This window comes from Roseateles sp., assembly GCF_036486225.1.
In the GTDB taxonomy this organism is placed as follows: Bacteria; Pseudomonadota; Gammaproteobacteria; order Burkholderiales; family Burkholderiaceae_C; genus Roseateles.
On the sequence record NZ_DASVNZ010000220.1, the window covers coordinates 1 to 26,488 of the forward strand.

25 protein-coding genes and 2 tRNA genes are annotated in these 26,488 nt (G+C 68.1%); 16 read left to right on the forward strand and 11 right to left on the reverse strand.

Going from position 1 to position 26,488, the window contains the following annotated elements:
- Nucleotides 1-537, reverse strand: a 537-nt coding sequence (locus tag VF536_RS15145) for a type IV pilus assembly protein FimV (protein WP_414710384.1), incomplete at its 3' end; no start/stop codon positions are given.
- A 302-nt stretch (nucleotides 538-839) separates the two neighbouring features.
- Between VF536_RS15145 and VF536_RS15150 the strand changes: the two genes are divergently transcribed.
- The 3 genes from VF536_RS15150 to VF536_RS15160 all read left to right on the forward strand — a co-directional run bounded on the left by VF536_RS15150 (nucleotide 840) and on the right by VF536_RS15160 (nucleotide 2,885).
- Nucleotides 840-1,544: a Crp/Fnr family transcriptional regulator gene (locus VF536_RS15150; protein ID WP_297524157.1), complete on the forward strand. Its 705-nt coding sequence runs from the start codon at nucleotides 840-842 to the stop codon at nucleotides 1,542-1,544.
- A 130-nt stretch (nucleotides 1,545-1,674) separates the two neighbouring features.
- A complete protein-coding gene (locus VF536_RS15155) occupies nucleotides 1,675-2,715 on the forward strand; it encodes a phosphotransferase (protein WP_331615717.1) in 1,041 nt (346 codons plus the stop codon).
- A gap of 93 nt (nucleotides 2,716-2,808) precedes the next feature.
- Nucleotides 2,809-2,885 (forward strand) — tRNA-Pro (locus VF536_RS15160).
- Nucleotides 2,886-2,973: 88 nt separating this feature from the next.
- Here the strand turns inward: VF536_RS15160 and VF536_RS15165 are convergent.
- Nucleotides 2,974-3,888: a LysR family transcriptional regulator gene (locus VF536_RS15165; protein ID WP_331615698.1), complete on the reverse strand. Its 915-nt coding sequence runs from the start codon at nucleotides 3,886-3,888 to the stop codon at nucleotides 2,974-2,976.
- Between the two features lie 116 nt (nucleotides 3,889-4,004).
- Between VF536_RS15165 and VF536_RS15170 the strand changes: the two genes are divergently transcribed.
- Nucleotides 4,005-5,108, forward strand: coding sequence for an NADH:flavin oxidoreductase/NADH oxidase (locus VF536_RS15170; RefSeq protein WP_331615699.1), 1,104 nt, complete (start codon nucleotides 4,005-4,007; stop codon nucleotides 5,106-5,108).
- 45 nt (nucleotides 5,109-5,153) lie between these two features.
- Here the strand turns inward: VF536_RS15170 and VF536_RS15175 are convergent, their stop codons facing one another.
- Entirely contained in the window at nucleotides 5,154-6,605 is a 1,452-nt protein-coding gene (locus VF536_RS15175; RefSeq protein ID WP_331615718.1) for a bifunctional diguanylate cyclase/phosphodiesterase, read from the reverse strand.
- Between the two features lie 392 nt (nucleotides 6,606-6,997).
- On the opposite strand from VF536_RS15175, the gene VF536_RS15180 reads away from it, so the two are divergent.
- From VF536_RS15180 to VF536_RS15190, 3 genes are all read left to right on the forward strand, one after another.
- Nucleotides 6,998-8,983 carry an OPT family oligopeptide transporter gene (locus tag VF536_RS15180; RefSeq protein ID WP_331615700.1) on the forward strand — a complete coding sequence of 662 codons (1,986 nt, stop codon included), beginning with the start codon at nucleotides 6,998-7,000 and terminating at the stop codon, nucleotides 8,981-8,983.
- 170 nt (nucleotides 8,984-9,153) lie between these two features.
- Nucleotides 9,154-9,230: transfer RNA gene (locus VF536_RS15185), tRNA-Arg, on the forward strand.
- 25 nt (nucleotides 9,231-9,255) lie between these two features.
- Nucleotides 9,256-9,816 (forward strand): phospholipase D family protein, encoded by a 561-nt coding sequence (locus tag VF536_RS15190; protein ID WP_331615701.1) that lies wholly within the window; start codon nucleotides 9,256-9,258, stop codon nucleotides 9,814-9,816.
- 39 nt (nucleotides 9,817-9,855) lie between these two features.
- Here the strand turns inward: VF536_RS15190 and VF536_RS15195 are convergent, their stop codons facing one another.
- The gene (locus VF536_RS15195) at nucleotides 9,856-10,668 is read right to left on the reverse strand and encodes a platelet-activating factor acetylhydrolase IB subunit (protein ID WP_331615702.1); all 813 of its coding nucleotides are present in this window, start codon (nucleotides 10,666-10,668) and stop codon (nucleotides 9,856-9,858) included.
- Nucleotides 10,669-10,776: 108 nt separating this feature from the next.
- Between VF536_RS15195 and VF536_RS15200 the strand changes: the two genes are divergently transcribed.
- The 6 genes from VF536_RS15200 (at nucleotide 10,777) to VF536_RS15225 (ending at nucleotide 17,514) form a co-directional block, all read left to right on the forward strand.
- Complete coding sequence (locus tag VF536_RS15200; protein WP_331615703.1) at nucleotides 10,777-11,634, forward strand: metallophosphoesterase; 858 nt, start codon at nucleotides 10,777-10,779, stop codon at nucleotides 11,632-11,634.
- A gap of 16 nt (nucleotides 11,635-11,650) precedes the next feature.
- A complete protein-coding gene (locus VF536_RS15205) occupies nucleotides 11,651-12,718 on the forward strand; it encodes a hypothetical protein (RefSeq protein WP_331615704.1) in 1,068 nt (355 codons plus the stop codon).
- 61 nt (nucleotides 12,719-12,779) lie between these two features.
- Entirely contained in the window at nucleotides 12,780-13,712 is a 933-nt protein-coding gene (locus tag VF536_RS15210) for an SOS response-associated peptidase family protein (RefSeq protein WP_331615719.1), read from the forward strand.
- A 33-nt stretch (nucleotides 13,713-13,745) separates the two neighbouring features.
- Entirely contained in the window at nucleotides 13,746-15,317 is a 1,572-nt protein-coding gene (locus tag VF536_RS15215) for a polyamine aminopropyltransferase (RefSeq protein WP_331615705.1), read from the forward strand.
- Nucleotides 15,299-16,963: a flavin monoamine oxidase family protein gene (locus VF536_RS15220; RefSeq protein ID WP_331615706.1), complete on the forward strand. Its 1,665-nt coding sequence runs from the start codon at nucleotides 15,299-15,301 to the stop codon at nucleotides 16,961-16,963. The genes VF536_RS15215 and VF536_RS15220 overlap by 19 nt, the downstream gene beginning before the upstream one ends.
- Nucleotides 16,960-17,514: an RDD family protein gene (locus VF536_RS15225; protein WP_331615707.1), complete on the forward strand. Its 555-nt coding sequence runs from the start codon at nucleotides 16,960-16,962 to the stop codon at nucleotides 17,512-17,514. The genes VF536_RS15220 and VF536_RS15225 overlap by 4 nt, the downstream gene beginning before the upstream one ends.
- Before the next feature lie 34 nt (nucleotides 17,515-17,548).
- Here VF536_RS15225 and VF536_RS15230 read toward each other — a convergent pair whose 3' ends face one another.
- Together VF536_RS15230 and VF536_RS15235 are read right to left on the reverse strand one after the other, a co-directional pair.
- Nucleotides 17,549-17,866 (reverse strand): hypothetical protein, encoded by a 318-nt coding sequence (locus VF536_RS15230; RefSeq protein WP_331615708.1) that lies wholly within the window; start codon nucleotides 17,864-17,866, stop codon nucleotides 17,549-17,551.
- The gene (locus tag VF536_RS15235) at nucleotides 17,847-18,119 is read right to left on the reverse strand and encodes a type II toxin-antitoxin system RelE/ParE family toxin (protein ID WP_331615720.1); all 273 of its coding nucleotides are present in this window, start codon (nucleotides 18,117-18,119) and stop codon (nucleotides 17,847-17,849) included. Before VF536_RS15235 ends, VF536_RS15230 begins: the two co-directional genes overlap by 20 nt.
- 320 nt (nucleotides 18,120-18,439) lie before the next feature.
- Between VF536_RS15235 and VF536_RS15240 the strand changes: the two genes are divergently transcribed.
- Nucleotides 18,440-19,252, forward strand: coding sequence for a thioesterase family protein (locus tag VF536_RS15240; protein WP_331615710.1), 813 nt, complete (start codon nucleotides 18,440-18,442; stop codon nucleotides 19,250-19,252).
- 15 nt (nucleotides 19,253-19,267) lie between these two features.
- On the opposite strand, the gene VF536_RS15245 is transcribed toward VF536_RS15240, so the two are convergent.
- Genes VF536_RS15245 through VF536_RS15265 form a run of 5 tightly spaced genes read right to left on the reverse strand, consistent with a single transcriptional unit; the run spans nucleotide 19,268 to nucleotide 24,789 of the window.
- Complete coding sequence (locus VF536_RS15245) at nucleotides 19,268-19,519, reverse strand: MoaD/ThiS family protein (RefSeq protein ID WP_331615711.1); 252 nt, start codon at nucleotides 19,517-19,519, stop codon at nucleotides 19,268-19,270.
- Nucleotides 19,520-19,545: 26 nt separating this feature from the next.
- A complete protein-coding gene (glp, locus tag VF536_RS15250; RefSeq protein WP_331615712.1) occupies nucleotides 19,546-20,826 on the reverse strand; it encodes a gephyrin-like molybdotransferase Glp in 1,281 nt (426 codons plus the stop codon).
- A complete protein-coding gene (gene thrC / locus VF536_RS15255) occupies nucleotides 20,819-22,228 on the reverse strand; it encodes a threonine synthase (protein ID WP_331615713.1) in 1,410 nt (469 codons plus the stop codon). The genes glp and thrC overlap by 8 nt, the downstream gene beginning before the upstream one ends.
- A complete protein-coding gene (locus VF536_RS15260; protein ID WP_331615714.1) occupies nucleotides 22,225-23,535 on the reverse strand; it encodes a homoserine dehydrogenase in 1,311 nt (436 codons plus the stop codon). The genes thrC and VF536_RS15260 overlap by 4 nt, the downstream gene beginning before the upstream one ends.
- Before the next feature lie 27 nt (nucleotides 23,536-23,562).
- A complete protein-coding gene (locus VF536_RS15265) occupies nucleotides 23,563-24,789 on the reverse strand; it encodes a pyridoxal phosphate-dependent aminotransferase (protein WP_331615715.1) in 1,227 nt (408 codons plus the stop codon).
- A 166-nt stretch (nucleotides 24,790-24,955) separates the two neighbouring features.
- Here VF536_RS15265 and VF536_RS15270 point away from each other — a divergent pair, with 166 nt between their 5' ends.
- Both VF536_RS15270 and VF536_RS15275 read left to right on the forward strand, forming a co-directional pair.
- Complete coding sequence (locus tag VF536_RS15270; protein ID WP_331615716.1) at nucleotides 24,956-25,330, forward strand: Mth938-like domain-containing protein; 375 nt, start codon at nucleotides 24,956-24,958, stop codon at nucleotides 25,328-25,330.
- A 229-nt stretch (nucleotides 25,331-25,559) separates the two neighbouring features.
- Nucleotides 25,560-26,039: a peroxiredoxin gene (locus VF536_RS15275; RefSeq protein ID WP_067270239.1), complete on the forward strand. Its 480-nt coding sequence runs from the start codon at nucleotides 25,560-25,562 to the stop codon at nucleotides 26,037-26,039.
- Nucleotides 26,040-26,488 lie beyond the last annotated feature (449 nt).

The window sequence follows — 26,488 nt, forward strand, 5'->3', positions numbered from 1 at the left end:
ACGCTCGGCGGCCGAAGCGCCGGGCGTCGCCGCCGCGGCGATCGCCAGCTCATTGCCGGCACGCGGCGTCGACGAACGGGCAGAGGCCGATTCGGACGGTCGCGCCGGCTGGCTCTCCTGCAAGGCCTGCAGCGCGGGCGACACGGTCGCCGCGGCCGGCGGGCCGGGATCGACCATCGTTTCGCCGTTCAGCCCGGGCGGGTCGATGAATGCGGTGTACTGGCGCGTCAGCCGCGCGGGGCAGCCCACGCTGAGCTGCACCGAGACGATGGGCTCGTCGATGCGCTGCATGCTGCGCAGCCGCACGCCGGTGACACGCGAGCCGTCGCCTTCCACCTGCCAATGCAGCCCCGAGGTGGCCAGCGGGTTCTCGCCGGCGCTGACTTCCGCGCGCACGCACTCGGGCGTCACGGTCTCGCCGGGGTTGAGCTGGACGGGGAACAACAGGTTCAGGGGCTGGCCCAATGACGATGCCGCCTGGGGGCGGCCGACACCAAGGCTCCAGGCCGGTGCCGACATCAAGAGGATGGCAAGCACGAGAACGCTGTGCGGCGGCAGTGCGCCGCGCGGGTCGTGAAGATCTCGATCCATTCCCGCTGTTGTTGCTGTTGGTGTGCGTTTCACTCTAGCACGGCACTTACAGGGACAAACCCGGAAAAGCGCCCTTCCTTCCCCCCGGATGCGCATCGCCCACGCATCATGCGCGCAGGGTCGAGGCGCCCGCGGGCACGCCGCGGGTCCCTCACAATAAGCCGGAAATACCCCCGAAGGAGCCGCGGCCCACGCGGCCCATCCCCACAATTCAGGAGACGGCTGGCTTGTCACGCCAGCGACAAAGCATGAACAGCTCGGTTCTTACAATTTCGGAACGCAACAACATCGAGACGGGGCCGTGGTTTTCCAAGCTGTCACTGCCGCTGCGCAGCGACATTCTGGCGCGCGCCACCGTGAGACGTCTCTCCGACGGCGCGCTGATGTCGGTGCGCGGCGAACCGGCCGAGGAATGGATCGGCGTGGCCAAGGGCGCGGTGCGGGTGAGTTCGGTCTCGTTGTCGGGCAAGCAGGTCACGCTGACCTACGTCGAACCGGGCATCTGGTTCGGCGACATCGCCCTCTTCGACGGCCTGCCGCGCACGCACGACGCCAGCGCCCATGGCGAGACCACGCTGCTGGTGATCCGCAAGCCGGATTTCCGGGACCTGCTGCAGCGCCACACCGAGCTCTACGAGGCGCTGCTGCGCTTGAACTGCCGGCGGCTGCGGCTGATGTTCGACCAGGTAGAGGACCTCAACACCCGACCCCTGGCCTCGCGGCTGGCCAAGCAGATCCTGCTGCTGGCGCGCAGCTACGGCGTGTCGCAGGGCGAGGAGGTGCGCATCGGCCTGCAGCTGGCGCAGGAAGACCTGGCGCAGCTGCTGGGCGCGTCGCGCCAGCGCGTGAACCAGGAGCTCAAGGGCTTCGAGCGCGAAGGCGCGGTGCGCGTGGAGCCGACCCGGCTGGTGGTGCTGAGCAAGGAAAAGCTGTTGGCCATCGCCAACCGCTGAGCGTTCCGGGAAGGTCGGCCGCCTCGAAGCGGTCGACATGGTCTCCGGAGCGCTCGGATCACGAATCACGACAACTCCAGGAGACCTTGTGGACGACGCTTTCACCGGCACCCGCGCCCCTTCGCAATCGATGGATGCCGAGGCGCTCGCCGCCTGGCTGGCGCGCGAGATCGACGGCTTCGCAGGCCCGCTGACCATCGAGCAGTTCAAGGGCGGCCAGTCGAATCCCACCTACAAGCTGATCACGCCGGGCGCGACCTACGTGATGCGCGCCAAGCCGGCGCCGGTGGCCAAGCTGCTGCCGTCGGCGCACGCGATCGAGCGCGAGTTCACGGTGATGCGCGCCCTCGCCGGCACCGACGTGCCGGTGCCGCGCATGCTGGCGCTGTGCGAGGACGAAGCCATCGTCGGCCGCGCCTTCTACGTCATGGAGTTCATCCAGGGTCGGGTCTTGTGGGACCAGACGCTGCCCGGTGCGTCCAACGCGGAACGCACGGCGATCTACGAGGAGATGAATCGCGTCATCGCCGCGCTGCACCGGGTGGACTTCCGCGCGCTGGGGCTGGAGGCCTACGGCAAGCCGGGCAACTACTTCGAGCGCCAGATCGGCCGCTGGAGCAAGCAGTACCAGGCGACGATCACCGGCCCGAACGAGGCGATGGACCGGCTGATCGAATGGCTGCCGGCGCACATCCCCGAGTCGGCGCGCGACGAGCGCGAGGTCGCGATCGTGCACGGCGACTACCGGCTGGACAACCTCGTCTTCCACCCGACCGAACCGCGCGTGCTGGCGGTGCTGGACTGGGAGCTGTCGACGCTGGGACATCCGCTGGCGGACTTCAGCTACCACTGCATGTCGTGGCACATCCGCAAGAGCGGCGCGGCGCGCGGCCTGGGCGGCGTGGACCTGGCGCCGCTGGGCATCCCGAGCGAGCTCGACTACGTGCGCCGCTATTGCGAGCGCACCGGTCGCGGCGACGCGGCGACGGTGATGAAGGACTGGAACTTCTACCTCGCCTACAACCTCTTCCGGATCTGCGCGATCCTGCAGGGCATCGCCAAACGCGTCGAGGACGGCACGGCCTCAAGCCAGCAGGCCCGCGAGGCCGGCGCAGGCGCGAAGCCGATGGCGGAGCTGGGCTGGTTGTTCGCGCAGAAGCTGTCGGGCTGAGGTCGCGAACTCCCTCCAAAGCGGGAGTCAAGAAGAACGTTCATCGTTCTTCAGAGGGGACCTGAATTTCCAGGCTAGAATGCAAGGCTCAGTCGGGGCGTAGCGCAGCCTGGTAGCGCATCTGCTTTGGGAGCAGAGGGTCGCGAGTTCGAATCCCGCCGCCCCGACCAACCATCACGTGAAGCCGCAAGGAGTTCTGCTCCTTGCGGCTTCTCCTTTTGGCGCGCGGCTCGGCGACGAAGCTTCGCGCGACCTGCCCTACTTCGCCGCCACGCGCTTCGGCGCCGCCAGCTTCGGCGCCATCGCGCCGACGGTCTTGCGCAGGTGTTCCACCACGTGCTGCGCGCGTGCCGACAGCGGCCATTCCGCGCGATGGATCAGCCACAGCGTGTCCACCACCGGCGAGCCGCAATCGAGCACCCGGATCTCGTCCTGACGAGGAAACGCGCGACGAGCGTGCTGCGTCAGGACGGTGAATCCCAGACCACGCGCCACCGGCTCGAGCAGCAGGCCGATCTGATTGCTGAAGCCGCGCACCGGCAGATCGCGCACGCCCGGCGAGCCGGGGAAATGCCGGCTGAGCAGACGGTTGGCCATCGCCTGCCCGTCGGGGTGATCGATGAAGCCGATACGACGCAGGTCGTCCCATTGCGCGCATTTCTCAGCCGCCGGCAGCACGAGCTCCAGCGGCTCCTCCAGGAAGGCGCAGCTCGAGAGCCGCGCGTCGTCCGGTCTCAGCGTCACCAGGCCCAGCTCATAGCGGTTGTCCAGCACCGCCTGCAGCACGTCGGGATCGGGCGCGAAGCGATGCCGCACCACCAGCCCGGGACGCTGCGCCTGCAGGTCCAGCAGATGCGGATACACGAACAGCCCGATGCCGCCCGGCGTGATCATGCCGACTTCGCCCTGGCAGGCGTCTTCGTCGGCAAGCCGGCCGCGCAGGCGCTGGTCGGCCTCGTCCAGTTCGCGCCAGTAGTCCAGCGTCGCGAGACCGGCAGGGGTCAGTTCAATCGCGCGCGGGCGGCGGATCAGCAAGGGCCCCAGCGACGCCTCCAGATGCCGCACGTGCTGGCTGACCGCCGCCTGGGTCAGGTCCAGCGCCTCGGCGGCGCGCGTGAAGCTGCCCAGGCGCGCCAGGGTGGCGAAGCTCCGCAGCCATTGGGGATTCAGCATAAGCAGGTCTTATCGCGGCAATAAGGCCGCATCGCTTTTCATTATGGATCGCAATTCCTAGACTGCCGCCTCCGCAGGTCTTTCCCTGCTTCCCCGCCCCAAGGGCCAAAGTCTCCATGTCCAGCTTGTTCTCCCCGTTCACCCTCAAGGACGTCGTCTTGCGCAACCGCATCGCCGTGCCGCCGATGTGCCAGTACAGCGCCACCGACGGCCTGGTCAACGACTGGCACCTGACGCACTACGCCGGCCTGGCGCGCGGCGGCGCGGGACTGGTGATCGTCGAGGCCACCGGCGTCGCGCCCGAGGGCCGCATCACGCCGGCCTGCCTGGGCCTGTGGAACGACGAGCAGGCCGCGGGGCTTGCGCGCATCGCCGCCGCCATCACTTCCTTCGGCGCGGTCCCCGGCATCCAGATCGGTCACGCCGGCCGCAAGGCCAGCGCCCACAAGCCCTGGGAAGGCGACGACCACATCGCCGCCGGCGATCCGCGCGGCTGGGCCACGCTGTCGCCGTCCGCCGTGCCTTACGGCAAGGGCCTGCCGCAGGTGCCCAAGGCCATGGACAAGACCGACATCGCCCGCGTCCAGGCCGATTTCGTCGCCGCGGCTCAACGCGCCCGCGACGCCGGCTTCCGCTGGCTGGAACTGCACTTCGCGCACGGCTACCTGGCGCAGAGCTTCTTCTCCGTCCACGCCAACCAGCGCGACGACGAGTTCGGCGGCAGCGCCGAGAACCGCGGCCGCTTCCTGCTGGAAACGCTGCGCGCCGTGCGCAAGGTCTGGCCCGAACATCTGCCGCTGACGGCGCGTTTCGGTGTGATCGAGTACGACGGCCGCGACGAACAGACGCTGGCCGAAGCCATCGGCCTGACCCGCGCGATGAAGGCCGAGGGTCTCGATCTGCTGAACGTCAGCGTCGGCTTCACGACGCCGGAAGCGCAGGTGCCATGGGGTCCGGCCTTCCTCGGTCCGATCGCGCAGCGCGTGCGCAGCGAAGCCGGTCTGCCGGTGGCGGCCGCCTGGGGTTTCCACACGCCGGAACTGGCTGAACGCGCCGTGGCCGACGGTCACCTGGACCTGGTCATGATCGGCCGCGCGCTGCTGGCCAACCCGCATTGGCCCTACCAGGCCGCGCAGGCGCTGAAGAAGGACAAGCCGACCTGGGTGCTGCCCGCGCCGTATGCGCACTGGCTGGAGCGTTACCAGCCTCAACAGGGCTGAGGTCCGGGACTGAGGGTCAGGACTGAAGACCGCCGAACGCGCGACTCAGCGCCGAGCGACGACGTCCAGCGGCACGGCCGCCGTCTCCACGAAGATCGACGGCCGGAAGCCCTCGGCGTGGCCGCTCACCGCCTTGCCCGAGTCCGAGGCCAGCACCTCGATCGCGAAGGCGGACATCGGCTTCGCGAACAGGTAGCCCTGCAGCTCGTCGCAGCCCATCGCGACGAGCTGGTCGCGTTGCGCCGGCGTCTCCACGCCTTCGGCGACGACCTTCAGCTGCAGCACACGCGCCATCTCGATGATGGCCCGCACGATGGCCTGCGCCTCGACGCTGGTCGCCACGTCGGCGACGAAGCTGCTGTCGATCTTGAGTTCCTGCGCCGGCAGCTGGCGCAGCGAGGCCAGGCTTGAATAGCCGGTGCCGAAGTCGTCGATGGACACGTGCACGCCCAGCGCGCCCAAGCGCTTGAACGCGCGTCCGGTCACGGTGGCGTGTTCCATCGCGACGGATTCGGTGATCTCGACGGTGAAGCGCTCGGGCCGCAGGCGGTGCTTCTTCAGGCCCTTCTCCAGCCGGACGATGAATTCGTCCGACCGCATCTGGTAGCCGGACACGTTGATCGCCACGCGCATGCGCAGGCCCATCTCGCGCCAGCGCGCGGCCTGGGTGAGCGCCGTGTCGGCGACCCAGTCGCCGATCGCGTCGATCACGCCGTAGCGCTCCGCGATCGGGATGAAACGCGTGGGGCTCACCATGCCCAGCGTCGGATGCCGCCAGCGCAGCAGCGCCTCGACCGCGGTGACCTGCAGGGTCGCCGCGTTCATCTTCGGCTGGTACACCAGCTCCAGTTCCTTGTTCTTGATCGACTCGCGCAGCTCGCGCGCCAGCGTCAGTTCCTCGCGCAGTTCTTCTTCCTGCACCGCATCGAAGAACGCGTGGCCGTTGCCGCCCAGGCGCTTCACCGAGCGCATCGCCGTCTGCGCGCGCCGGATCAGCCGGATCGAACTGCCGTGTTCGGGAGACATCGCCACCCCCACCGACAAGCCCGCGCGCAACGGCGTCGCGCCGATCACGACCGGCTCGCCCAGGCTGTCGAGGACCTGGCGCACGAGGGCATCGGTCTGCCCCTGCGGAAGCTCGCTCCAGAGCGCGAATTCGTCCCCGGCGAGCCGGCCGACGAGGGCCTTCTTGCCGCCGATCTGCCGCAGGCGTTCGGCGGTGCGCACCAGCACGTGGTCGCCGAACTCCTTGCCGTGCTCGTCGTTGACGAGGCGGAAGCCGTCCAGGCCGATGTACAGCAGGCTGCCCTGCCCGCCACGGCGCTGGAGCGCGTCCAGCGTGGCGGCGAACTCATCCTCGAAGCGACGCGACAGCAGCAGGCCGGTGAGCCGATCCCGCTGGCGCCGGCGACCGACGCGACCGAAGCGCCCCTGGGCCGCCATCAGCAGGACCAGGGTCAGCGCGACGCCCAGCAGGACGCCCAGGAGAACCCACATCAGCGTCAACAACGGCTCCGGAAGCAGGGCAGGAAGTTCGCATGCTAGGCGCTGAATGCGGTTTCGTGCGCCCACAGCACCGGAATGCGGGGGCAGGTCTGATCAGCAGTACCTCGACGGTGTGAAGAACTCGGCGCGACCGGGGCGCCGGGCGTCGAAACGCCCCCTGTGGCGAGGCGCGCGCGCGACAGCCCACCCTTAGGGGCGATAGGCAAGTGCCGGCAAGCGCCGATAGGTGGAAACCCCATGCGCACGAGCATGTCAGCACGATGTCAGGCAGAGACAATGCGCGCTGTTTTTTTGTTTCAAAACGGCGCCTTTTCCTGTTCTCCTGGTCACGAGCCGGGAGCCGGCGCGGCAACGGGAACGAACCCGGAAAGATCGAGCACAGCATGGCGCTACAGCATTTGACCGACGAGCAGGTGCAGACCTGGTCGCGCGCGCAGAAGGACGAGTGGTGGTTCAAGAACGTCTTTCGCGGCGACATGGCGCAGCTCTCGCTGCGCTCCGGCTTCACCGGCTTCATGCTGGGCGGCATCCTGGCGGCGACCTCGCTGTACATCGGCGGCAAGACCGGCATCAGCGTGGGCGTCGGCCTGACCTCGGTGATCCTGGCCTTCGCGATGTTCCGCATCTTCGCGACGCTGGGCTGGGCCGCGGACTACACGATCCTGGAGAACAACTGCACCCAGTCGATCGCGACGGCCGCGGGCTACGTGGTGTCGCCGCTGTTCTCGTCGCTGGCGGCCTACATGCTGGTGGTGGACCACATCGTGCCGTGGTGGCAGATGATGGTCTGGATGATCGTCATCGCGGTCCTGGGCGTGCTGGTGGCCTTCCCGATGAAGCGGCGCTTCATCAACGAGGACCAGCTCCCCTTCCCTGAGGGCCGCGCCTGCGGCGTGGTGCTGGACTCGCTGTACACCGGCGAGGGCGGCGAAGGCATCTACAAGGCCAAGCTGCTGGCCAAGGTCGCCGGCGGCGCCGCGCTGTACCAGGCCATCGTGAGCGACGGCTGGATGAAGCTGCTGCAGTTCAAGATCCTGCGCATGGACCAGTGGGCCGGCATGACCGAGCCCTGGACCTTCCACGAGCGGCTGGACCAGTACTACTACGGCCTGGCGGTGAAGGCCGAGATCTGGATCCCCAAGATCCTGGGCACCGACATCCGCGCGCTGGGCCTGCGCCTGACGCTGGACGCGGCGATGCTGGGCGTCGGCGGCCTGATGGGCATCGCGGTGGCGACGAGCTGCCTGCTGGGCGCCTTCGTCAACTTCGTGGTGCTGGCGCCGATCATGATCCAGGCCGGCGACATCGTGCAGCGCGTGGGCCCGACCGGCGCGCTGATCCCGATCTCGCGCGTGGAGATCGTCAACCAGTGGTCGATGTGGTGGGGCGTGGCGATGATGGTCGCCGGCTCGCTGACCACGCTGCTGGCCAAGCCCGACCTGTTCCTGGCGGTGTTCAAGGTCTTCAAGAAGAAGCCCGCGGGCAAGAGCGACGGCAGCGACCTGCTGAACCACATCGAAGTGCCGCTGTGGATCTCCTACGTCGGCGTTCCGGTCTTCGGCGTGCTGGCGGCGTGGACCTCGCACGCGTTCTTCGGCGTGCCCTTCCTGATGGCGCTGATCTCGCTGCCGCTGATCTTCGTGCTGACGGTGATCTGCACGAACTCGATGGCGCTGACCTCGTGGACGCCCACCGGCGCGCTGTCCAAGATCACGCAGTTCACGATGGGCGCGATCGACCGGTCCAACCCGGCATCCAACCTGGTGCCGGCGGGGATGACGGCGGAGATTGCGTCGAACGCGGCCAACCTGCTGAGCGACATCAAGCCAGGCTACATGCTGGGCGGCAAGCCGCGTCACCAGGCGATCGGCCACATCATCGGCGTGGTGGCGGGCGTGCTCTTCTGCGTGCCGCTGTTCTTCCTGCTGTTCGTGCCGAAGAACGCCGAGGGCGTGCGCTCGACCGCGACCATCATCTCCGACCAGTTCTCGATGCCGGCCGCGGTGCAATGGCGCGGCGTGGCGGAGATCATCGCCAACGGGCTGCACAGCCTGCCGGCGTCGGCGCTGATCACGATGGCGATCGCGGCGATCTGCGCGGTGGTGATCGAGGTGATCAAGATGGCGACCAAGGGCAAGTTCCCGCTGTCGTCGGTGGCGATCGGCCTGGGCGTGGTGCTGCCGCCGGAGTCGACCTTCGCGATGTGGGTGGGCGCCATGATGTTCTTCGTCATGGGCAAGCTCTACAAGACGCCGGGCACCAAGGGCTGGAAGCGCTGGGTGGACGGCTGCGAGCCGATCTGCGCGGGCCTGATCTCGGGCGCGGCGCTGATGGGCATCGGCAACGCGATCGTCAACGTGCTGATCTGAGTTTGAGCTTATCGACAGTCGATCGGACAAGGATCGACTTCGAACCGTTCCACGGCTGCCGTTGACGGCGGATCGCGTGGCACAATTCGGGCCCTTCGGAGGCGTGGGAACGCCTTCCAAGGGCCCGACGTCGTTTCCGGACGCCGGGCAGTCAACTGACTGATTTCAGTCTGCCCGTAGCTCAACTGGATAGAGCAGCTGCCTTCTAAGCAGCAGGTCGGGGGTTCGAGTCCCTCCGGGCAGGCCAATGTTGCAAGACGGGAGAAACGCCTTTGACCCCGATCCGATGCTTCGCGCTCGCAGCCCTGCTGAGCATCTCCTTCGCTGCCCAAGCGGAACCCGAGATCCAGGTCGGTTTCTCACCGGAAGGTTCGGCGCGGCGGCTCGTGCTGGAGACCATCGTCGGCGCCAAGGAGCGCATCCAGATCCTGGCCTATGCCTTCCAGGCGCCGGACATCATGCAGGCACTGGTCGACGCCAAGCAGCGCGGCGTGCAGGTGCAGGTGGTCGTGGACAAGAAGCGCAACCAGAACAAGCCCAGCAAGAAGGCCATGGACTTCGTGACGGGCCATGGCGTGGAGCTGCGCACCAACGACCATTTCCACATCCACCACGACAAGACGATCATCGTGGACGGCCACACGGTGGAGACGGGCTCGTTCAACTTCGCGCCGTCCGCGGAGACGCTCAATTCCGAGAACGTCGTCGTGATCCGCAACGCGCCCGAGGTCGTCAGGCAATACCTGGCGCACTGGCAGTCGCGCTGGGACCTGGGCCAGCCCTACGTCTCCAAGTCCTTCCCCGACAAGGCGGCCGTTGCGCCCTTGCCCTGATCCGGCGTGCCGGACCTGCGTCGGAACGGGAACGCGTGATCAGCGCGGCGCTTCCATGAGGCGGTTCAAGGTCGGCTGCATGGCCTGCGCCCATTGGCGATAGCCCTTCTCGCTGAGATGCAGCTGGTCCGGCATCACCTCTGGTGAGACGGATCCGTCGGCATTCGTCAGCGAGGCGCCGATGTCGAGGAAGTGGACGTTGCGGCCATCCGCGAACGCCCTGATCCGCGCGTTGATCTGCGTGTTGACCGCGCGCATCGCGTCGTCCGGCCTGGCGCCGCGCGGGAAGATCGCCAGCAGCAGGATCCTGGTCGAGGGCAGGCGCAGCCGGATCTCGTCGATCACGCGGCGCACGCCGGCCGCAGTGACGGCCGGGTCGTCCTTACGGTCGCCGGTGTTGTTGGTGCCGATCATGAGCACGGCCACCTTCGGCGCGATGCCGTCGATCTCGCCCTGCTGCAGGCGCCACAGCACCTGATCGGTCTTGTCTGCGCTGAAGCCCAGGTTGAGCGCGTCGTAGCGGACGAACTGCTCCGCCCACACTGCCTGCCCGGCCGCCTCCCAGCCCTGCGTGATCGAATCGCCGATGAACACGAGCTGCGGGGACTTGCCCGCCTCGCGCATCGCGCGGATCTCGGCGAGCTTGGCCTCGTGGCGCGGTCGCCACCAGGGCAAGGTCCAGGCGAGCGTCTGCGCAGCGGGCGTTTCCGCTGCCGAGCGTCCAGAGGCCGTAGCGGCCTGCGACTCCACGACAGGCTCGGCCGGGGCGGCCAAGACCGCCATCGAGGCAACGCCCATCGCCACCGCGATCAGCAGACGCCAGGACTCAATGAGAAACTTGGTGGGGCTCATGGGCGGAGAGCTTAGCCCGAACCGCTTCGATCCGCGCCATCTCTCCACGCCTATCCTCCACGCCTATCCTTCACGCCCTTCCTCCACGCCCTTCCTCCACGCCCTTCGATGCTGCTGTCCGCGCTCCGCAAGCTCTTCAAGTTCCTGCTCTTCCTGCTGCTCGCCCTCGCCTTGCTGGCGGTCTGGGGCCTGTTGATCGAGCCCCGCTGGGTGGCCCGGCGCGACCTCCCCGTCGAGGTGCCCGGCTGGCGCGGTCCGCCGGGACTGAAAGTGGTGGTCGCCTCCGACTGGCACATCGCGCACGAGTTCAAGCGCGTCATGACCATCGCACGCGCCAACGCCATCGTCGACGAGATCAACGCCGCCAAGCCCGACGTCGTGCTGTTGCCGGGCGACTTCATCTCCGGCCGGGGCGAGGACGGCACGACGCCGGAAGACGTGGCCGCCGTGCTCGGCCGGCTGCGCGCCACGCGCGGCGTGTACGCGGTACTGGGCAACCACGACTGGTGGACCGATGGTGCGCGGTTCAATCAGGCGCTGGGTGCGGCCGGCATCCGGGTGCTGCTCAACGAGGCCGTGCCGCTGCCCGGCACCGACGTGTGGGTGCTGGGCATCGGCGACAGGACGTCGATGCACAGCGACCCGGTCCGCGCGGCGCGCCAGTTGCCCGCCGGCGCCCAGGCGCTCACGCTCATGCATGACCCGGCCAGCGCGCGCGGGCTTCCGCCGGTGCCAGGCCTTGCCGTGGCCGCGCACACGCACGGGGGTCAGGTCTGGATCCCCTTCGTCGGCTCCGTCGTCGCGCCGCACGGCTGGCCCAAGGACAAGACCCACGGCTGGGTCGACGTCGGCGGCAAGCCGGTCTACATCACCAGCGGCCTCGGCGTCAGCATCTATCCGATCCGCATCAACATGCGGCCGGAGTGGGTCATGTTCACCGTCGACGCGCCGGCGCGTCCTTCCTGAGCCGGAGATGCCCAGGATGAGATCCGCCGCGCCCTCGCTCGTGTCGCTGCTGTCGCTGCTGGCCCTGCTCTCGTTGAGCACGCCCGCTCGCGCGGCGTGCGACCGCAGCTCGTGGACGGGGACGATAGGCGCCGCTCCGATCTCGCTGACCTTCGGCGATCCGGAGGACGACAGGCGGCCGGCGCCGGCGCGCTACTACTACCGCCGTTCCCTGAAGGAGCTCTATCTGCGTGCGGGCAAGGCCGATCCGACCGTCTGGGAAGAGTCCGATGAGGCGGGCCGCGTCACCGGCAACATCCAGCTGGACTGCCAGGGCGACCGGCTCACGGGCACCTGGCGTTCGCCAGATCGCCGACGCGCGCTGCCCGTGTCGGCACGCCCGGCTTCGGACATGGACGGGTACCACGCCGAGCACCTGCGCGATCTGAGAGTCGACGAGGAAACCACGAACGACTTCGAAGGCCATGTCTACGACGAGCAGGAGGTCTCGGGCATCCCGTCCGTGTCGACGATCTCGCTGTGGGGGGACGAGCCCGGCATCGCGGGCATCAACGCGCAGCTGTGGCGGGAGGCGAAAGAGGCCATGGGCGAAGCGCTCGACTGCGTCGGCGAAGGGCGCATGCGTCGCGGACTCCAGCATGGCTACGAATACGGCTGGAACCACTGGCCCGCAGCGTGGAACGAGCGCTACGTCGTGGTCATGACCAGCCACGAACAGTATTGCGGCGGCGCGCATCCGATATCCGGCAACCACGCCACCGTCTACGACCTGGCCAGCGGCAAGCAGGTCGACGCGGCCCAGTGGCTGATGCCGGCCTATCGCAAGGACATCGATCTGACGTCCTTGCTGGGCCGACTCCTGATCGGACGTTATCTCTCCGTCGAGGACGGCGAGACCGAGTGCCTCGACAAGGTCGCCGCGAGCGGGAGGCTGATGCACCCCACGCGCGGAGGGCTCGTCTTCAGGGTTGCCGCAGGGGCGTATGTCTACAGCCCCTGCATGCGCGACGTGACGGTTCCCTGGGAACAGGCCGCGCCGTTCCTGGCGCCGGAAGGCCGTCTGGCAGCGAAGGCGTTTCGCTGAAAGCTGGCAGCCCGCGATTGAGGGAGACAGCCCGCAGCGCCCCGGCGCTAGCATGGCCGCCATGTGCTACAGCGCCCGCATCCGTCAGGAGTGGAAGACCTTCTGCGCCCGCCTGGGCGTGAAGATCTCGCTGGCCGATTACATCGAGCTCTTCTGGGAGCGCGCCGAAGGTCGCAAGCTGCCGATCCCCAAGACGATGGAGGCGATGTTCTCGGACCCTCGCACGGACGAGGAGCATCGCGCCCGGGACGCCATCCTCCCCTACCGCGAGACGCGGGCCGGGGAGATCGAGCAGGAGCTCTTCGATCTGCGCCGCCGCGTCGCCGATGCCGAACGCAAGCTTGCCGGCAAGCCAACCCAGTCCGCCGAGGACGGCCGTCGCATCGCCATGAACAAGATCGAGCAGCGCTTGCGCTGGCTCGGCGACCTGCGCCGCGATATCCCGACCGAGGAGCAGGATTCCCGCATCTATCCCGGCTGGTACGTGCCCGTGCTCGTCATGGAGCACGGCGAGCGCGTGCTCAAGCCGATGCGCTACCAGTGCCGCCCCGCCGGCAAGCCCGCCTTCTTCGACACCAAATACCCCGGCACCTACAGCGCGCGGCGCGACAGCCTCTCCGGCTTCTGGGAGGGCCAGTTCGGCGTGAGCCACGGCGTGATGGTCGCCGACGCGTTCTTCGAGAACGTCGAGCACGACGGCGCCAAAACGGTGCTCGAGTTCCGCCCGCAGGGGCTGGGCGACATGCTGGTGGCCTGCCTGTGGTCGCGCTGGGAGTCGCCGGAATCATCCGGCGAGTTGCCGCTCCTGTCCTTCGCCGCCATCACCGACGAGCCGCCGCCCGAGATCGCGGCCACCGGGCACGATCGCTGCGTGATCCCGATCAAGGAATCCAACCTGGACGCGTGGCTGGATCCGCAAGGCGATCTGGACGCCATGCAGCGCCTGCTCGACGACCGCGAGCGGCCTTTCTTCGAGCACCGGCTCGCGGCCTGATCCGCCCTCGCGCGCGTGATAGCCTCGCGCCCCATGTCTCAAGAGCCCACCCTCGACGACGCCCCCGCGCGTGCCTCGCTGCCCGAGGTCCTGCTGCTGGCCAGCGTCTTCGTCATCGCCGCCTGCGGGCTGGTCTACGAACTGGCCGCCGGCGCGCTCGCGAGCTACCTGCTCGGCGACTCCGTCCTGCAGTTCTCGACCATCATCGGCGCCTACCTCTTCGCGATGGGCGTGGGCTCCTGGCTGTCGCGCTACATCGACCGGCAACTGGTCGCGCATTTCCTGCGCCTGGAGCTGCTGGTCGGCGTCATCGGCGGCCTGATGCCCGCCGCCCTCTTCACCGCGCACAGCCTGCTGCCGCCGTCGCAGGTGGCCGGCTTCCGCGTGCTGCTGTACGGGCTGGTGCTGCTCGTCGGCACCCTGGTGGGCCTGGAGATCCCGCTGGTGATGCGCATCCTCAAGCGCCACTTCCGCCAGCGCTATGCGCTTAAGGAACTGGTGTCGCAGGTGCTGACCTTCGACTACCTCGGCGCGCTGCTGGTCGCCGTCGCCTTCCCGCTGCTGCTGGTGCCCAACCTCGGACTGGTGCGCACCGGCCTGTTCTTCGGGCTGCTGAACATCGCCGTCGCGGTGTGGGCGCTGTGGCTGTTCCGCGCGGAGCTGCGCAGCTGGCGGTCGCACGCGGTGACCTGCGCGGTGTCGATCGGGATCCTCGCCGCGGCGATGGCCGGCGCCGACCGCCTCAGCACCTGGGCCGAGGACCGCTTCTACGGCGAACAGATCGTCTTCAAGGAAAGCAGCAACTACCAGCGCATCGTCGTCACGCAAGGCGCGGCGGGCACACGGCTGTTCCTCAACGGCAACCTGCAGTTCCACTCGCGCGACGAGTACCGCTATCACGAGGCCCTCGTGCACCCCGCGATGGCCGCGCAGGGCGCGCCGCGCAAGGTGCTGGTGCTGGGCGGCGGCGACGGCATGGCCGTGCGCGAGATCCTGCGTTATCCGTCCGTCGAGCAGATCACGCTGGTCGAGCTGGACCCGCACATGACGACACTGTTCTCGACGATGCCGCTGCTCAAGGGGCTGAACAAGGACGCGCTGCTGAGCCCGAAGCTGCACATCGTCAACACGGACGCCTTCGGCTGGCTGGAGACGACCGACGAGATCTTCGACGTCATCGTCATCGACTTCCCCGATCCGAGCAATTTCGCGCTCGGCAAGCTGTACACGGCCAGCCTCTACAAGATGGTCGACCAGCACTTGAGCGCGTCCGGGTATGCGGTGATCCAGTCGACCTCGCCGCTGGTGGCGCCGCGCGCGTTCTGGACCGTCGTCAACACGGTGGAGTCGGTCGGCCTCACCGCGACGCCGTACCACGCGCATGTGCCGAGCTTCGGCGAATGGGGCTTCGTGCTGGCGAGCCGCCGGCCCTGGTCGGTGCCGCGCAAGCTGCCGGACGGGCTGCGCTTCCTGAGCATTGACGGCATGCCGGCGCTGATGAGCTTCCCGCCGGACATGGCGCGGCCAGAGCACCTCGAAGTGAACCGGCTCTCCAACCAGGTGCTCGTGCACGAGTTCGAGCGCGAATGGGGCAAGCTGCATTGAAGCGCCGCGACCTGCTCACGCGCACGCTGACGGCCTCGCTCGCGACGTCGCTGGTGCCGATGCTGTCCGCATGCGGGCGCGAGGCGCGGCCGCTCGCCGACCGATTGGCGGAGCGCCTCGCTGAGCTTCCCGGCGGCTGGACCGGTGCGAACTGGGAACGCGGCCATCGGCTGCGCGGTGCCCTGCCCGTCTGGTCGGCCGCGACCGGCGCGCCGAAGCGCGCGCAGGTCCTGGTGCTCGGCGCGGGGATCGCGGGCTTGGCCTGTGCGCGTCGGTTGCGCTTGCAGGGCGTCGATGTCGCGCTGCTGGACCTCGAGGACCGCCCCGGCGGCAACAGCCGCGGCCATCGCATCGGCGCGGGGCCTGCGCTCGGAGAGGGCCTGCGCTGCCCGCTCGGCGCGCACTACCTGCCCACGCCGGGGCCTGAGGCCGTCGAGGTGCGGGCGCTGCTGGAGGACCTCGGCCTCGCACGTCAGGAGCACGGCAAGACCGTCTACGAGGAGCGCTGGCTCTGTCACAGCCCGCAGGAGCGGCTGTGGTGGCAGGACCAGTGGGTCGACGGCCTGCTGCCGCCGGCGGAGTCGCCGGACGTGCAGGCGCAGTACCGCCGCTTCGGCGAGCTGGTCGACCAGGCGCGGCATGAGGTCGGCTTCGCGATGCCGAGCACGCATCACGCGTGGACGCCGGCGCATCAGGCGCTCGATGCGAAGACCTTCGCCGCGTGGCTCGACGAGCATCAGCTGACCGCGGCGCCGCTGCGCTGGTACCTGGACTATTGCTGCCGCGACGACTACGGCGCCGATGCGACGCAGGTGTCCGCATGGGCGGGGCTGCATTACTTCGGCAGCCGTCACGGCTTCATGAGCGGCGAGGAACGCGAGGCCGTGCTGACCTGGCCGCAAGGCAACGGCTGGTTGTCGGAGCGTCTGGCCGCGCCGCTGGCGGACGCCTTCCACGGCGGCCGCACGGCCCTGCGTGTGCGCGAGGAACGACACGGCGTGCAGGTGCTCGTCTGGAACGACAAGGACCAGGTGGCGGAACGCTGGGAGGCCGATCAGGTCGTGATGGCGATGCCGCTGTTCATCGCGGCGCGGCTGCCGGAGCAGGCGCCCTCCGCGTTGACGGAGGCCGCCGCCGGCATGCGCTACGCGCCGTGGCTGGTGGCCAACCTGCTGCTGGACGCGCCGCCGCTGGAGCGGCTCGGCGTGCCGATGTCCTGGGACAACGTCGCCTACGGCGGCGAGGCGCTGGGCTACGTCAACGCGAACCAGCAGGACCTCGATCCCAGCCGCGGCCCGATGGTGCTGACGGCCTACCGCTCACTGCGCGAGTCGCAGCGCAAGGACCTGCTGCAGGATGACTGGCGCGCCTGGAGCGCGCGCGTGCTCGCGGACATGGCGCCCCTGCATCCGGATCTGCCAGAGCGGCTGCAACGCATCGAGCTCATGCGTTACGGACACGCGATGAGCATCCCGCATCCGGGACTGCGCGGATCGCAGGCGCTGGCCGCGCTGCGCGAGCGCGCGCAAGGTCGGCTCCACTTCGCGCATGCGGACCTGGCGGGATACTCGGTGTTCGAAGAGGCCTTCACGCAAGGTGAAGTCGTCGCGGCGCGCCTCCTCGACAAGCGTCGGATCCGCTCATGAGCACCGCCAACGGCTTCATCGCGCCGCCGTTCAAGCGCCATACCGCGTTCTTCGTCGATGCGATCGTCGCGCTGCTGATCTTTGCCATGGTCGTCGTGTTCGGGGCCGCGGCGGCACGCGACCTGCAGCGCTGGGACGTTTTCGCCATCGTGTACGCGCTGTATCAGGGCGGCATGGTGGCACACCGTGCCGACCAGACCTTCGGTCGATACCTGACCGGGGTGACGGTCATGACCCGCGACGGCGGACGGCTGGTAGCGGCCCAAGCGTACTACCGCGCCATGGTCCGCGCGATGCCGCTCGCGCTGGTCGAATCCGACCTCCCCGGCGAATGGACCTTCGGTGCCTGGGCCATCCTGATGAGCATCGAGTACCACCGTATCGCTACCGCGCCGCAACGCCGGACGCTCTCGGACGTGCTGGCTCAGACCCTGGTCATCAACCTGCCGCCGCCGCACACGCATCGAGCGCCGGCGGGTCCGATGTTCAGCAAGGACGACCGGGAGTTCGGCGTACCGCCGAAGGGACCGCCGCGGAATGACGGCGGCTGATCAGGCGGCGCACTGACCGCGCCACCCTGTCGCTTCACGGGAACACCGCGTCGACACCCCGGTCCCGCATCATGCGGAGCAGCCTGAGTTCCGCACCTGTGGGCTTGCCCAGTCCCTGCGCCCATCGACGAAGACGCCGTGCCGTCGTGTTGAGCATGCGAGCCAACATGTAGACGTTGCACGAGGGCTGCTCCAAGAGCGCCCGGAAGTCCTCCGGCGTCAGCGGCTCCGGGGGCAGCATGCCCGCATGCTCGATCCTCCGGATCGCGTCATCATCGAATGCGCCGCACGCGCGGAGCTCTCGACTCATACGAAGCAGCTCCAGGATCGTTTCATTCTTCCTCTTGCGCATCACAGTTCAACTCCTTCAACCCTTTATTGGCCACAGCCTCAGACAGACTCGCCGCAGGCATGGCATTCAGATCACGCGCCGCCTCCGCGCAGAACAGACGCGTCTCCGGATCGACGTCATCCATCGCGCTCTTGGCAAAACCCTTGATGAAGAACCACGGCCCGCCTCGGCGATTGGCGACAAGCGCGCGATACCCGCCTCGCTTGCCAGCCCCAGATCGTGCGATCCGCTTCTTCACCAGTCCACTACCCAGATCTGCATCTGATCAATCCCCGTGCCATTTCAGCCACAGCGCGGCACAAGTCGCGCTCGCTCAAGACCTGCTTGCTCATCCATCGGCGAAAGCCTTCCGTCACGTACACGGGTCCAATCACGTCGACCTCTCGCGGAGCTTCGATGACGGTCAGTGCGGCGTATTGCGCTTGGAAGTCTCGTCCTGAAGGGGGCCGTCTGTTGGGGGAGCGAATGGACGCTCCGCAGACGCCGCCTGCCTGATTCGGTCGTTGAGGTGACAGCCGTGAGCGCATTCCCTGCGCAGAATGTGGCCACCTTTGCCGTTCAAGGATCCTTCCGATGCCGCACGACCTCGACCAGGCCATCCTCCTCGCCCCCGCCGGCGGACACCGCTTTGCCGGCGCGACGAATCCGGCCTACGCCAACATGGTCGGCCCCTTCGGCGGCACGACCGGGGCGGCGATGCTCAACGCCGCGTTGCTGCATTCGGAGCGCATCGGCGAGCCGATCGCGCTGACAATCAACTTCTGCAGCCCGCTCGCCGACGGCCCCTTCGAGGTCGAGGCCCGCCCCGCCCGCACGAACCGGTCGACGCAGCATTGGGTGCTGGAACTCACGCAGAACGGCGAGGTCGCCGCCACCGGCAGCGCCGTCTTCGCGCAGCGCCGCGAGACCTGGTCCGCGAAGGAAGCCGAGCTTCCCGCGGATGTGCCGCCCGCCTCAGAACTCAGTCCGCTGCCGAAGGTCGGTTTCCTGCCCGCCTGGGTCTCGCGCTACGACATGCGCTTCCTGCCCGGCTTCGGGCCGGGGCCGTTCGACGGCCAGGAGCAGCCGCATTCGATCAGCCGCTACTGGGTCCGCGACGAGCCCGCGCGGCCGATGGACTTCCCGTCCCTCGCCGCGATCTGCGACAGCTTCTTTCCGCGCATCTTCGTGCGCCGTCGCAAGCCCGGCGCGATCGGCACCGTGACGCTGACGACCTACTTCCATGCGGACTCGGTCCTGCTCGCGCAGCAGGGCGACCGCCACGTGCTCGCGATGGCCAGGGCGCTCAACTTCCGCAACGGCTACTTCGACCAGACCGCCGAAGTCTGGAGCGACGACGGCCAGATGCTGGCCAGCACGCACCAGATGGTCTATTTCAAGGAATGAGGAAGGACGCCGGACTCAACCGCCGGTGACCGGCGGGAAGAACGCCACTTCCGCGCCGTCCTCGACGGCCGTGTCCTCGGGCAGGATCTGCTGGTTCAGCGCGCAACGGATCGCGCGGCCGCGCGCCAGCGCTTCGGCGTGCGCCGCGTCGCTGGCAATCAGCGCATCGCGGATCGAGCCCAGCGTCGCGCCGGCATGGTGCGGGACGCGTTCGTCGGTCCCCAGGGCCTCGCGCAGCGAGGCGAAGTAGCGCACGGTGATCGTCATCTCGGGTCGACTCGTCAGAACAGCGGTCAGAACAGCTCGTTGAACGGAATGAAGCGCAAGACCTGACCCGGCGTCACCGTGCTGCCCGGCGGCAGATCGATCAGGCCGTCGGCCCACGCGGCAGAGCTCATCACGCCCGAACTCTGGTTGCCGAACAGCTGCAGCCCGCCCGCGTCGCTCAGCTTCGCGCGCAGGAACTCGCGGCGCTTGTCGGCCTTCGTCCACGTGAACTCCGCCGGCAGAGGCAAAGAGCGCGGCGTCAGCTGCGTCGCGCCCTGCATCCGCAGCAGCACCGGCCGCACGAACAGCAGGAAGGTCACGAAGCTCGACACCGGATTGCCCGGCAGCCCGATGAACCAGGTGCGACCACCGGTGCTCGTGACTTCGCCGAACGCCAGCGGCTTGCCCGGCTTGATCGCGATCTGCCACAGGTCCAGGCGGCCTTCGTGTTCGAGCGCGGGCTTCAGGTGATCCTCCTCGCCGACGGACACGCCGCCGGAACTGAGGATCAGGTCCGCATCCTTGGACGCCTCGCGCAGCGCGGCGCGGGTCGCTTCGAGCGAGTCGGGCACGATGCCCAGGTCCCGCACCTCGCAGCCCATCGCCAGCAGCAGCGCGTGCAGCGTCGTGCGGTTGGAGTTGTAGATCTGGCCGGGACCGAGCGGCTGGCCCGGCAGCACCAGCTCGTCGCCCGTCGAGAACAGCGCGACACGTGGTCGCGCCGCCACCGTCAGCGCCGCTGCGCCGGCCGTCGCGGCCAGGCCCAGCGAGGCCGCATTCAGGCGCATGCCGGCGCTCAGCACCGGCTGCCCGACGCGCAGGTCTTCGCCGCGTCGGCGGATGTGGAGACCGACTGTCAGCGGCCCGTTGATGCGCACCTGGCCGAGGCCGCCCGCCGCGCCTGTGGCGTCGGCGATGGCCTCGCACTGCTCCTGCATCAGCACCGAATCGGCGCCCTCCGGCACCGTCGCGCCGGTGAAGATCCGCGCCGCCGTGCCCGGCTGCAGCGGCTGGGGCACCGATCCCGCCGGCACGCGCTGCGACACCGGCAACACCGCGCCCTCGCCGCCCAGCGCTGCGACGTCGGCCGCGCGCATCGCGTAGCCGTCCATCGCGCTGTTGTCGTAAGGCGGCACATCCAGCGGCGACGCCAGGTCCTGCGCCAGCACGCGGCCGCGCGCCAGCGGCGTCGTCACGGACTCGGTCCGACCCAAGGCCGTGACTTGCGAGAGCAGGCGCTCCAGCGCCTCCTCCATCGGCATCATCGGGGCGCGCGGCGCACCCGGGGCGTTCTTCGCGTCAGACATGATCGACGATGAACTGCTTGACCTGATCCACCGAGACCGGCATCACGCTCACGCGCTTCGGACGCGATTCGAGGTCGTCGAGCGCGGCCGGCCGCGGCGGCACGATGCCGAGCGCTTCCTCGATGGTGACGGCGAACTTGGCCGGCAGCGCCGTTTCCAGCACCAGCATGGGCACGCCCAGCTCGCGATTGGCCAGCGCGACCTTCAGGCCGTCCGCCGTGTGCGTGTCGATGACGACGCCGTACTGCTGGTGACACAGGCGGATGGTCGCGACGCGGTCCTCATGCGTGCTGCGGCCCGAGACGAAGCCGTAACGCTCGCTGATGCGCGCGCGTTCCTCGGCGGTGATCTCGAAGAAGCCCTTCGAGGCCAGCTCCTCGCCGAACAGCCGCTTCACGCGGTCGCCGTCACGGTCCAGCAGATCGAACACGAAGCGCTCGAAGTTGCTCGCCTTGGAGATGTCCATCGACGGGCTGGAGGTCTCCAGCGTGTGCTCGGCGCCGCGCGGACGGTAGACGCCGGTGCGGAAGAATTCGTCGAGCACGTCGTTCTCGTTGGTCGCGACGACCAGGCGATCGATGGGCAAGCCCATGCTGCGCGCCACATGGCCCGCGCAGACATTGCCGAAATTGCCCGACGGCACGGTGAAGCTCACGCGCTCGCCATCAGTCTTCGTGGCCTGGAAGTAGGCGGCGAAGTAGTAGACGACCTGCGCCAGCAGCCGCGCCCAGTTGATCGAGTTGACGGTGCCGATGCGGTGGCCGCGCTTGAACGCGAGGTCGTTGGACACCGCCTTGACGATGTCCTGGCAGTCGTCGAACACACCCTGCACGGCGATGTTGTGGATGTTGGGGTCCTGCAGGCTGAACATCTGCGCCTGCTGGAACGGGCTCATGCGGCCGTGCGGGCTCAGCATGAAGACCTGGATGCCGGCCTTGCCGCGCATCGCGTACTCGGCGGCGCTTCCGGTGTCGCCAGAGGTCGCACCCAGGATGTTCAGCGTCTCGCCGCGGCGTTGGAGTTCGTACTCGAACAGCTGGCCGAGCAGCTGCATCGCCATGTCCTTGAACGCCAGCGTCGGGCCGTTGGACAGGGCCACCAGCGCAAGACCTGGCTCCAGCGGCTTCAGCGGCGTGATCTGCGGCGTGCCGAACACCGCTTCGGTGTAGGTCCGGTGCGCGATCGCCTTCAGGTCGGCGGCGGGGATGTCGTCGATGTAGAGCGACAGGATCTCGAACGCCAGGTCGGCGTACGAGAGACCGCGCCAACGCGCCAGCGTGGCGGTATCGATCTGCGGATACAAGACCGGCAGGTACAGACCGCCATCGGGCGCAAGGCCCTCCAGCAGGATGTCGCAGAAGTGGCGCTCGGTCTTGTCGCCGCGGGTGCTCAGGTACTTCACGCCAGCTCTTCCTTGCGCAGCTTCACGATAGGCGCCAGCACCGTCTGCAGCGCCTGCATCTTCGCCAGCGCCTCGCTCATGCGGCCTTCGCGGGTGTCGTGCGTCAGGATGATCAGGTCGGTCTGGCTTTCGCCTTCGGCCGACTCGCGCTGCAGCACCGCGTCGATGCTGATCTCGTGCTCGGCCAGGATGGTCGTGATGCTCGACAGCACGCCCGCCTGGTCCGCCACGCGCAGGCGCAGGTAGAACGCCGTCTGCACCTGCGCCATCGGCAGGATGGGCGTGTCGTTCATCGCGTCCGGCTGGAAGGCCAGGTGCGGCACGCGGTGGTCCGGATCGGCCGTCGCCAGGCGCGTGATATCGACCAGGTCGGCGATCACCGCGGAGGCGGTCGGCTCCGCGCCCGCACCCTTGCCGTAGTACAGCGTCGTGCCGACCGCGTCGGCCTGCACCAGCACCGCGTTCATCGCGCCTTCGACGTTGGCGATCAGGCGCCCCGCCGGGATCAGCGTCGGATGCACGCGCAGCTCGATGCCCTTGTCTCTTCTGCGCGCGATGCCCAGGAGCTTGATGCGATAGCCCAGTTGCTCCGCGTACTTGATGTCGGTCGCCTGCAGCGCCGTGATGCCCTCGACATGCGCCTGCTCGAACTGCACCGGGATCCCGAACGCGATGGCGCCCATGATCGTCGCCTTGTGCGCGGCGTCCACGCCCTCGATGTCGAAGGTCGGATCGGCCTCGGCGTAGCCCAGCCGCTGCGCCTCCTTCAGCACCGTCGCGAAGTCCAGCCCCTTGGAGCGCATCTCCGAAAGGATGAAGTTGGTCGTGCCGTTGATGATCCCGGCGATCCACTCGATGCGGTTGGCCGTCAGGCCTTCGCGCAGCGCCTTGATGATGGGGATGCCGCCGGCCACCGCCGCCTCGAAGGCGACCATCACGCCCTGCTCGCGCGCTGCGGCGAAGATCTCGCTGCCGTGCACCGCCAGCAGCGCCTTGTTGGCCGTCACCACGTGCTTGCCGGCCTTGATCGCGTCCAGCACCAGCGTGCGCGCGATGCCGTAGCCGCCGATCAGCTCGACGACGATGTCGATCTCCGGATTGGCGATCACCTCACGCGCGTCGGACACCACCGTGCAGGCGTCGCCGACGATGCTGCGGGCGCGTTCCACGTCCAGGTCGGCCACCATCGCGATCTCGATGCCGCGGCCTGCGCGTCCGCGGATCTCCGCCTGATTGCGGCGCAGCACCTGGAAGGTGCCGCTGCCGACGGTGCCAATGCCCAGCAGGCCAACTTTGATCGGGTTCATCGTCTTGTCTTTCAGAAGGTCGGGAGGTCAGCGTGCGTGGCGTTTGCGGTATTGCGCCAGGAATCGCTCGATGCGGCCGATGGCTTCACGGAGATCGTCCGTGTTGGGCAGGAACACGAGCCGGAAATGATCGGGGGCCTGCCAGTTGAAGCCCGTCCCCTGGACGATCAGCACCTTCTCTTCGGCCAGCAGTTCGTAGGCGAACTGCTGGTCGTCCTCGATCGGGTAGATCTTGGGGTCGAGGCGGGGGAACATGTACAGCGCGGCCTTGGGCTTGACGACGCTCACGCCGGGGATCTGCGTCAGCAGCTCGTACGCGAGGTCGCGCTGGTGGCAGAGCCGGCCGGTCGGCGCGACCAGGTCCTTGATGCTCTGGTAGCCGCCCAGCGCCGTCTGGATCGCGAGCTGGCCCGGCGTGTTGGCGCACAGCCGCAGCGAGGCCAGCATGTTCAGGCCCTCGATGTAGTCGCGGGCGTGGCGCTTCTCGCCCGACACCACCATCCAGCCGGCGCGGTAGCCGCAGCTGCGGTAGTTCTTGGACAGGCCGTTGAAGGTCACGAACAGCACGTCGTCGGCCAGGCTGGCCATGCTGGTGTGGGTGTTGCCGTCGTAGAGCGTCTTGTCGTAGATCTCGTCGGCGAAGACGATCAGCTCGTGGCGGCGCGCGATCTCGATGATGCCCAGCAGCACGTCGTCCGGATACAGCGCGCCGGTCGGGTTGTTGGGATTGCAGACCATGATGCCGCGGGTGCGCGGCGTGATCTTGGCTTCGATGTCCTGCAGGTCCGGCAGCCAGCCGGTGCCCTCGTCGCACAGGTAGTGGACCGGCCGGCCGCCCGACAGGCCGACCACCGCCGTATACAGCGGGAAGTCGGGCGACGGGATCAGGATCTCGTCGCCGTCGTTGACCAGCGCGTTGATCGCCATCTGGATCAGCTCGGAAGCGCCGTTGCCCAGGTAGACGTCGTCCACCGTGACGCCGCGGACGCCCTTCTCCTGCGTGTAGTGCACCACCGCCTTGCGCGGCGCGAAGAGGCCCTTGCTGTCGGTGTAGCCGCCGGCGTCGGCCAGGTTGCGGATCATGTCCTGCACGATCTCGTCGGGCGGCGTCAGCCCGAACACCGCCGTGTTGCCGATGTTGAGCTTGATGATCTTCTGGCCCTCTTCCTCCATCTGCCGCGCCTTGTCCAGCACGGGCCCGCGGATGTCGTAACTGACGCTGGAAAGCTTGCTGGACTTGGCGACGGTTCTCAAGATGACTCCGGGCGAGGTTTCAAGGGAAGCTCCGCGGAGCTTTCCGAGGGTTCCGCAAAGGGAACGCACAGGGGAAAATCAGGGCTGTCGATTTAAACACAGGGTTATCGCGGGTAATCCCACGCCCGCGGGGAGACACCCTCCGTCGCTGCCAGAATCACCCTCAATGAAATTTCAACCCGACCAGCCGCTCGGCGGCAACATGATTTCGGCCCACGACCTGAACCACGTCTGGGTCAACGGCGTCGAGCAGGCGCACAGCGTCCTGGTGCCGTGGCAAGGTCAGCCGGAGAACTGGGATGTCACCCGCTTCGAGGACCTCACCGAGGCCCATTTCGAGCGCATCCTGAAACTCAAGCCGGAACTGGTGATCTTCGGCAGCGGCTCGAAACTGCGCTTCGCCCGGCCCGCGCTGCATCGCGCGCTGATCCAGGCCCGCATCGGCATGGAGACCATGGACATCGGCGCCGCCTGCCGCACGTACAACGTGCTGGCCAGCGAAGGTCGCGCGGTGCTGGCGGCCCTGTTGATCGAGTCGTGAGCGAGTCGAGAAGCGCGTCGAGAGCGAGTCATGGGCGACGCCTGATCGCGGCCTGAACGCGGCCTGAGCGCGGCCCCTCGGGCGCCCGTGAATCGGGCCGCGGCAGCGGCCCGCCTCCCACTCTCTGGGAGCTGCTGACTCGTCCATGTCAGAGGGGGCGAGGAACGACCCATTCAACGTATAATCGCTGGCTATGCCCACCCGGGCACATCTCTCTGAAGAACGCCACATGACGCCAGCGCTCAACAAACCCCTCCCGGACATTGAAGCTCTTGCCACGGGAGGCGTGAAGTTCACTCCCAAGGAATTCCTGGGACGGGTCGTGGTGCTGTACTTCTATCCGAAGGACAACACCCCGGGCTGCACGACCGAAGCGATGCAGTTCCGCGATCATCACAAGGAATTCGTGAAGGCCGGCGCCGTCGTGCTGGGAGTTTCCCGCGACAACATGGCCTCGCACGACAAGTTCAAGCAGAACCTGGAACTGCCGTTCGAGCTCATCGCCGACACGGAAGAGAAACTCTGCCACATGTTCGGCGTGGTCAAGAACAAGATCATGTACGGCAAGAAGGTCAAGGGCATCGAGCGCTCGACCTTCCTGATCGACGCCCAGGGCATCCTGCGCGAAGAGTGGCGCGGCCTGAAGGTCGCCGGCCACGTCGAGGAAGTCCTGAAGGCCGTCAAGGCCCTCAAGAAGGAAGCCGCCTGATCTGCCGCGGATCCGCACCGGATGTGTGTCTGATCCGCGCCTGACGATCTTCTTGCGTCCGTCATGGGCGCAGGCCGGGAGTTGTGCATAATCAGTCGCATGCCCCTGTGCCTGATCGCAGCGAATGACCTCCCGAAGACGAGCCGCACCGGCCCCGGTGCGGCTTTTTGTCTTCTGGAGTCCGCCAGCGAATTCGAGGCCACCGATGCCGCCGACACCTCCGGCATCGCCAGCGCCCGTCAGGCCCGGGGCATGACCCCTGGTCGGCATCGCCCCAGGCTCATCACGCAAGCCCGTCACCCCCGCACATGCCACTGCCCAAGCCTCCGACCAAGCGCGCCAGCCGCCTAGATTCCGACGCCTTCGCGACCGACCTGTCGCCCAGCAAACGCCCTCCCGCGCTCGAGGCCAGACCGTCCGCCCCCATCGCCGCCTCTCGTGCGGAATCC

Excerpts from the sequence above, each read along its gene's own strand:
- VF536_RS15245 (WP_331615711.1), bottom strand. The coding sequence starts at position 19,519 with ATGACGATCACCGTGCGCTACTTCGCCTCGCTGCGCGAGGCCCTGGGG.
- glp (WP_331615712.1), bottom strand. The coding sequence starts at position 20,826 with ATGTCTGACGCGAAGAACGCCCCGGGTGCGCCGCGCGCCCCGATGATG.
- VF536_RS15210 (WP_331615719.1), top strand. The coding sequence starts at position 12,780 with ATGTGCTACAGCGCCCGCATCCGTCAGGAGTGGAAGACCTTCTGCGCC.
- VF536_RS15175 (WP_331615718.1), bottom strand. The coding sequence starts at position 6,605 with ATGTGGGTTCTCCTGGGCGTCCTGCTGGGCGTCGCGCTGACCCTGGTC.
- VF536_RS15165 (WP_331615698.1), bottom strand. The coding sequence starts at position 3,888 with ATGCTGAATCCCCAATGGCTGCGGAGCTTCGCCACCCTGGCGCGCCTG.
- VF536_RS15170 (WP_331615699.1), top strand. The coding sequence starts at position 4,005 with ATGTCCAGCTTGTTCTCCCCGTTCACCCTCAAGGACGTCGTCTTGCGC.
- VF536_RS15195 (WP_331615702.1), bottom strand. The coding sequence starts at position 10,668 with ATGAGCCCCACCAAGTTTCTCATTGAGTCCTGGCGTCTGCTGATCGCG.
- VF536_RS15225 (WP_331615707.1), top strand. The coding sequence starts at position 16,960 with ATGAGCACCGCCAACGGCTTCATCGCGCCGCCGTTCAAGCGCCATACC.
- VF536_RS15260 (WP_331615714.1), bottom strand. The coding sequence starts at position 23,535 with ATGAACCCGATCAAAGTTGGCCTGCTGGGCATTGGCACCGTCGGCAGC.
- VF536_RS15205 (WP_331615704.1), top strand. The coding sequence starts at position 11,651 with ATGAGATCCGCCGCGCCCTCGCTCGTGTCGCTGCTGTCGCTGCTGGCC.
- VF536_RS15150 (WP_297524157.1), top strand. The coding sequence starts at position 840 with ATGAACAGCTCGGTTCTTACAATTTCGGAACGCAACAACATCGAGACG.
- VF536_RS15215 (WP_331615705.1), top strand. The coding sequence starts at position 13,746 with ATGTCTCAAGAGCCCACCCTCGACGACGCCCCCGCGCGTGCCTCGCTG.
- VF536_RS15155 (WP_331615717.1), top strand. The coding sequence starts at position 1,675 with ATGGATGCCGAGGCGCTCGCCGCCTGGCTGGCGCGCGAGATCGACGGC.
- VF536_RS15220 (WP_331615706.1), top strand. The coding sequence starts at position 15,299 with ATGGGGCAAGCTGCATTGAAGCGCCGCGACCTGCTCACGCGCACGCTG.
- VF536_RS15240 (WP_331615710.1), top strand. The coding sequence starts at position 18,440 with ATGCCGCACGACCTCGACCAGGCCATCCTCCTCGCCCCCGCCGGCGGA.
- VF536_RS15200 (WP_331615703.1), top strand. The coding sequence starts at position 10,777 with ATGCTGCTGTCCGCGCTCCGCAAGCTCTTCAAGTTCCTGCTCTTCCTG.
- VF536_RS15270 (WP_331615716.1), top strand. The coding sequence starts at position 24,956 with ATGAAATTTCAACCCGACCAGCCGCTCGGCGGCAACATGATTTCGGCC.
- VF536_RS15230 (WP_331615708.1), bottom strand. The coding sequence starts at position 17,866 with ATGCGCAAGAGGAAGAATGAAACGATCCTGGAGCTGCTTCGTATGAGT.
- VF536_RS15180 (WP_331615700.1), top strand. The coding sequence starts at position 6,998 with ATGGCGCTACAGCATTTGACCGACGAGCAGGTGCAGACCTGGTCGCGC.
- VF536_RS15275 (WP_067270239.1), top strand. The coding sequence starts at position 25,560 with ATGACGCCAGCGCTCAACAAACCCCTCCCGGACATTGAAGCTCTTGCC.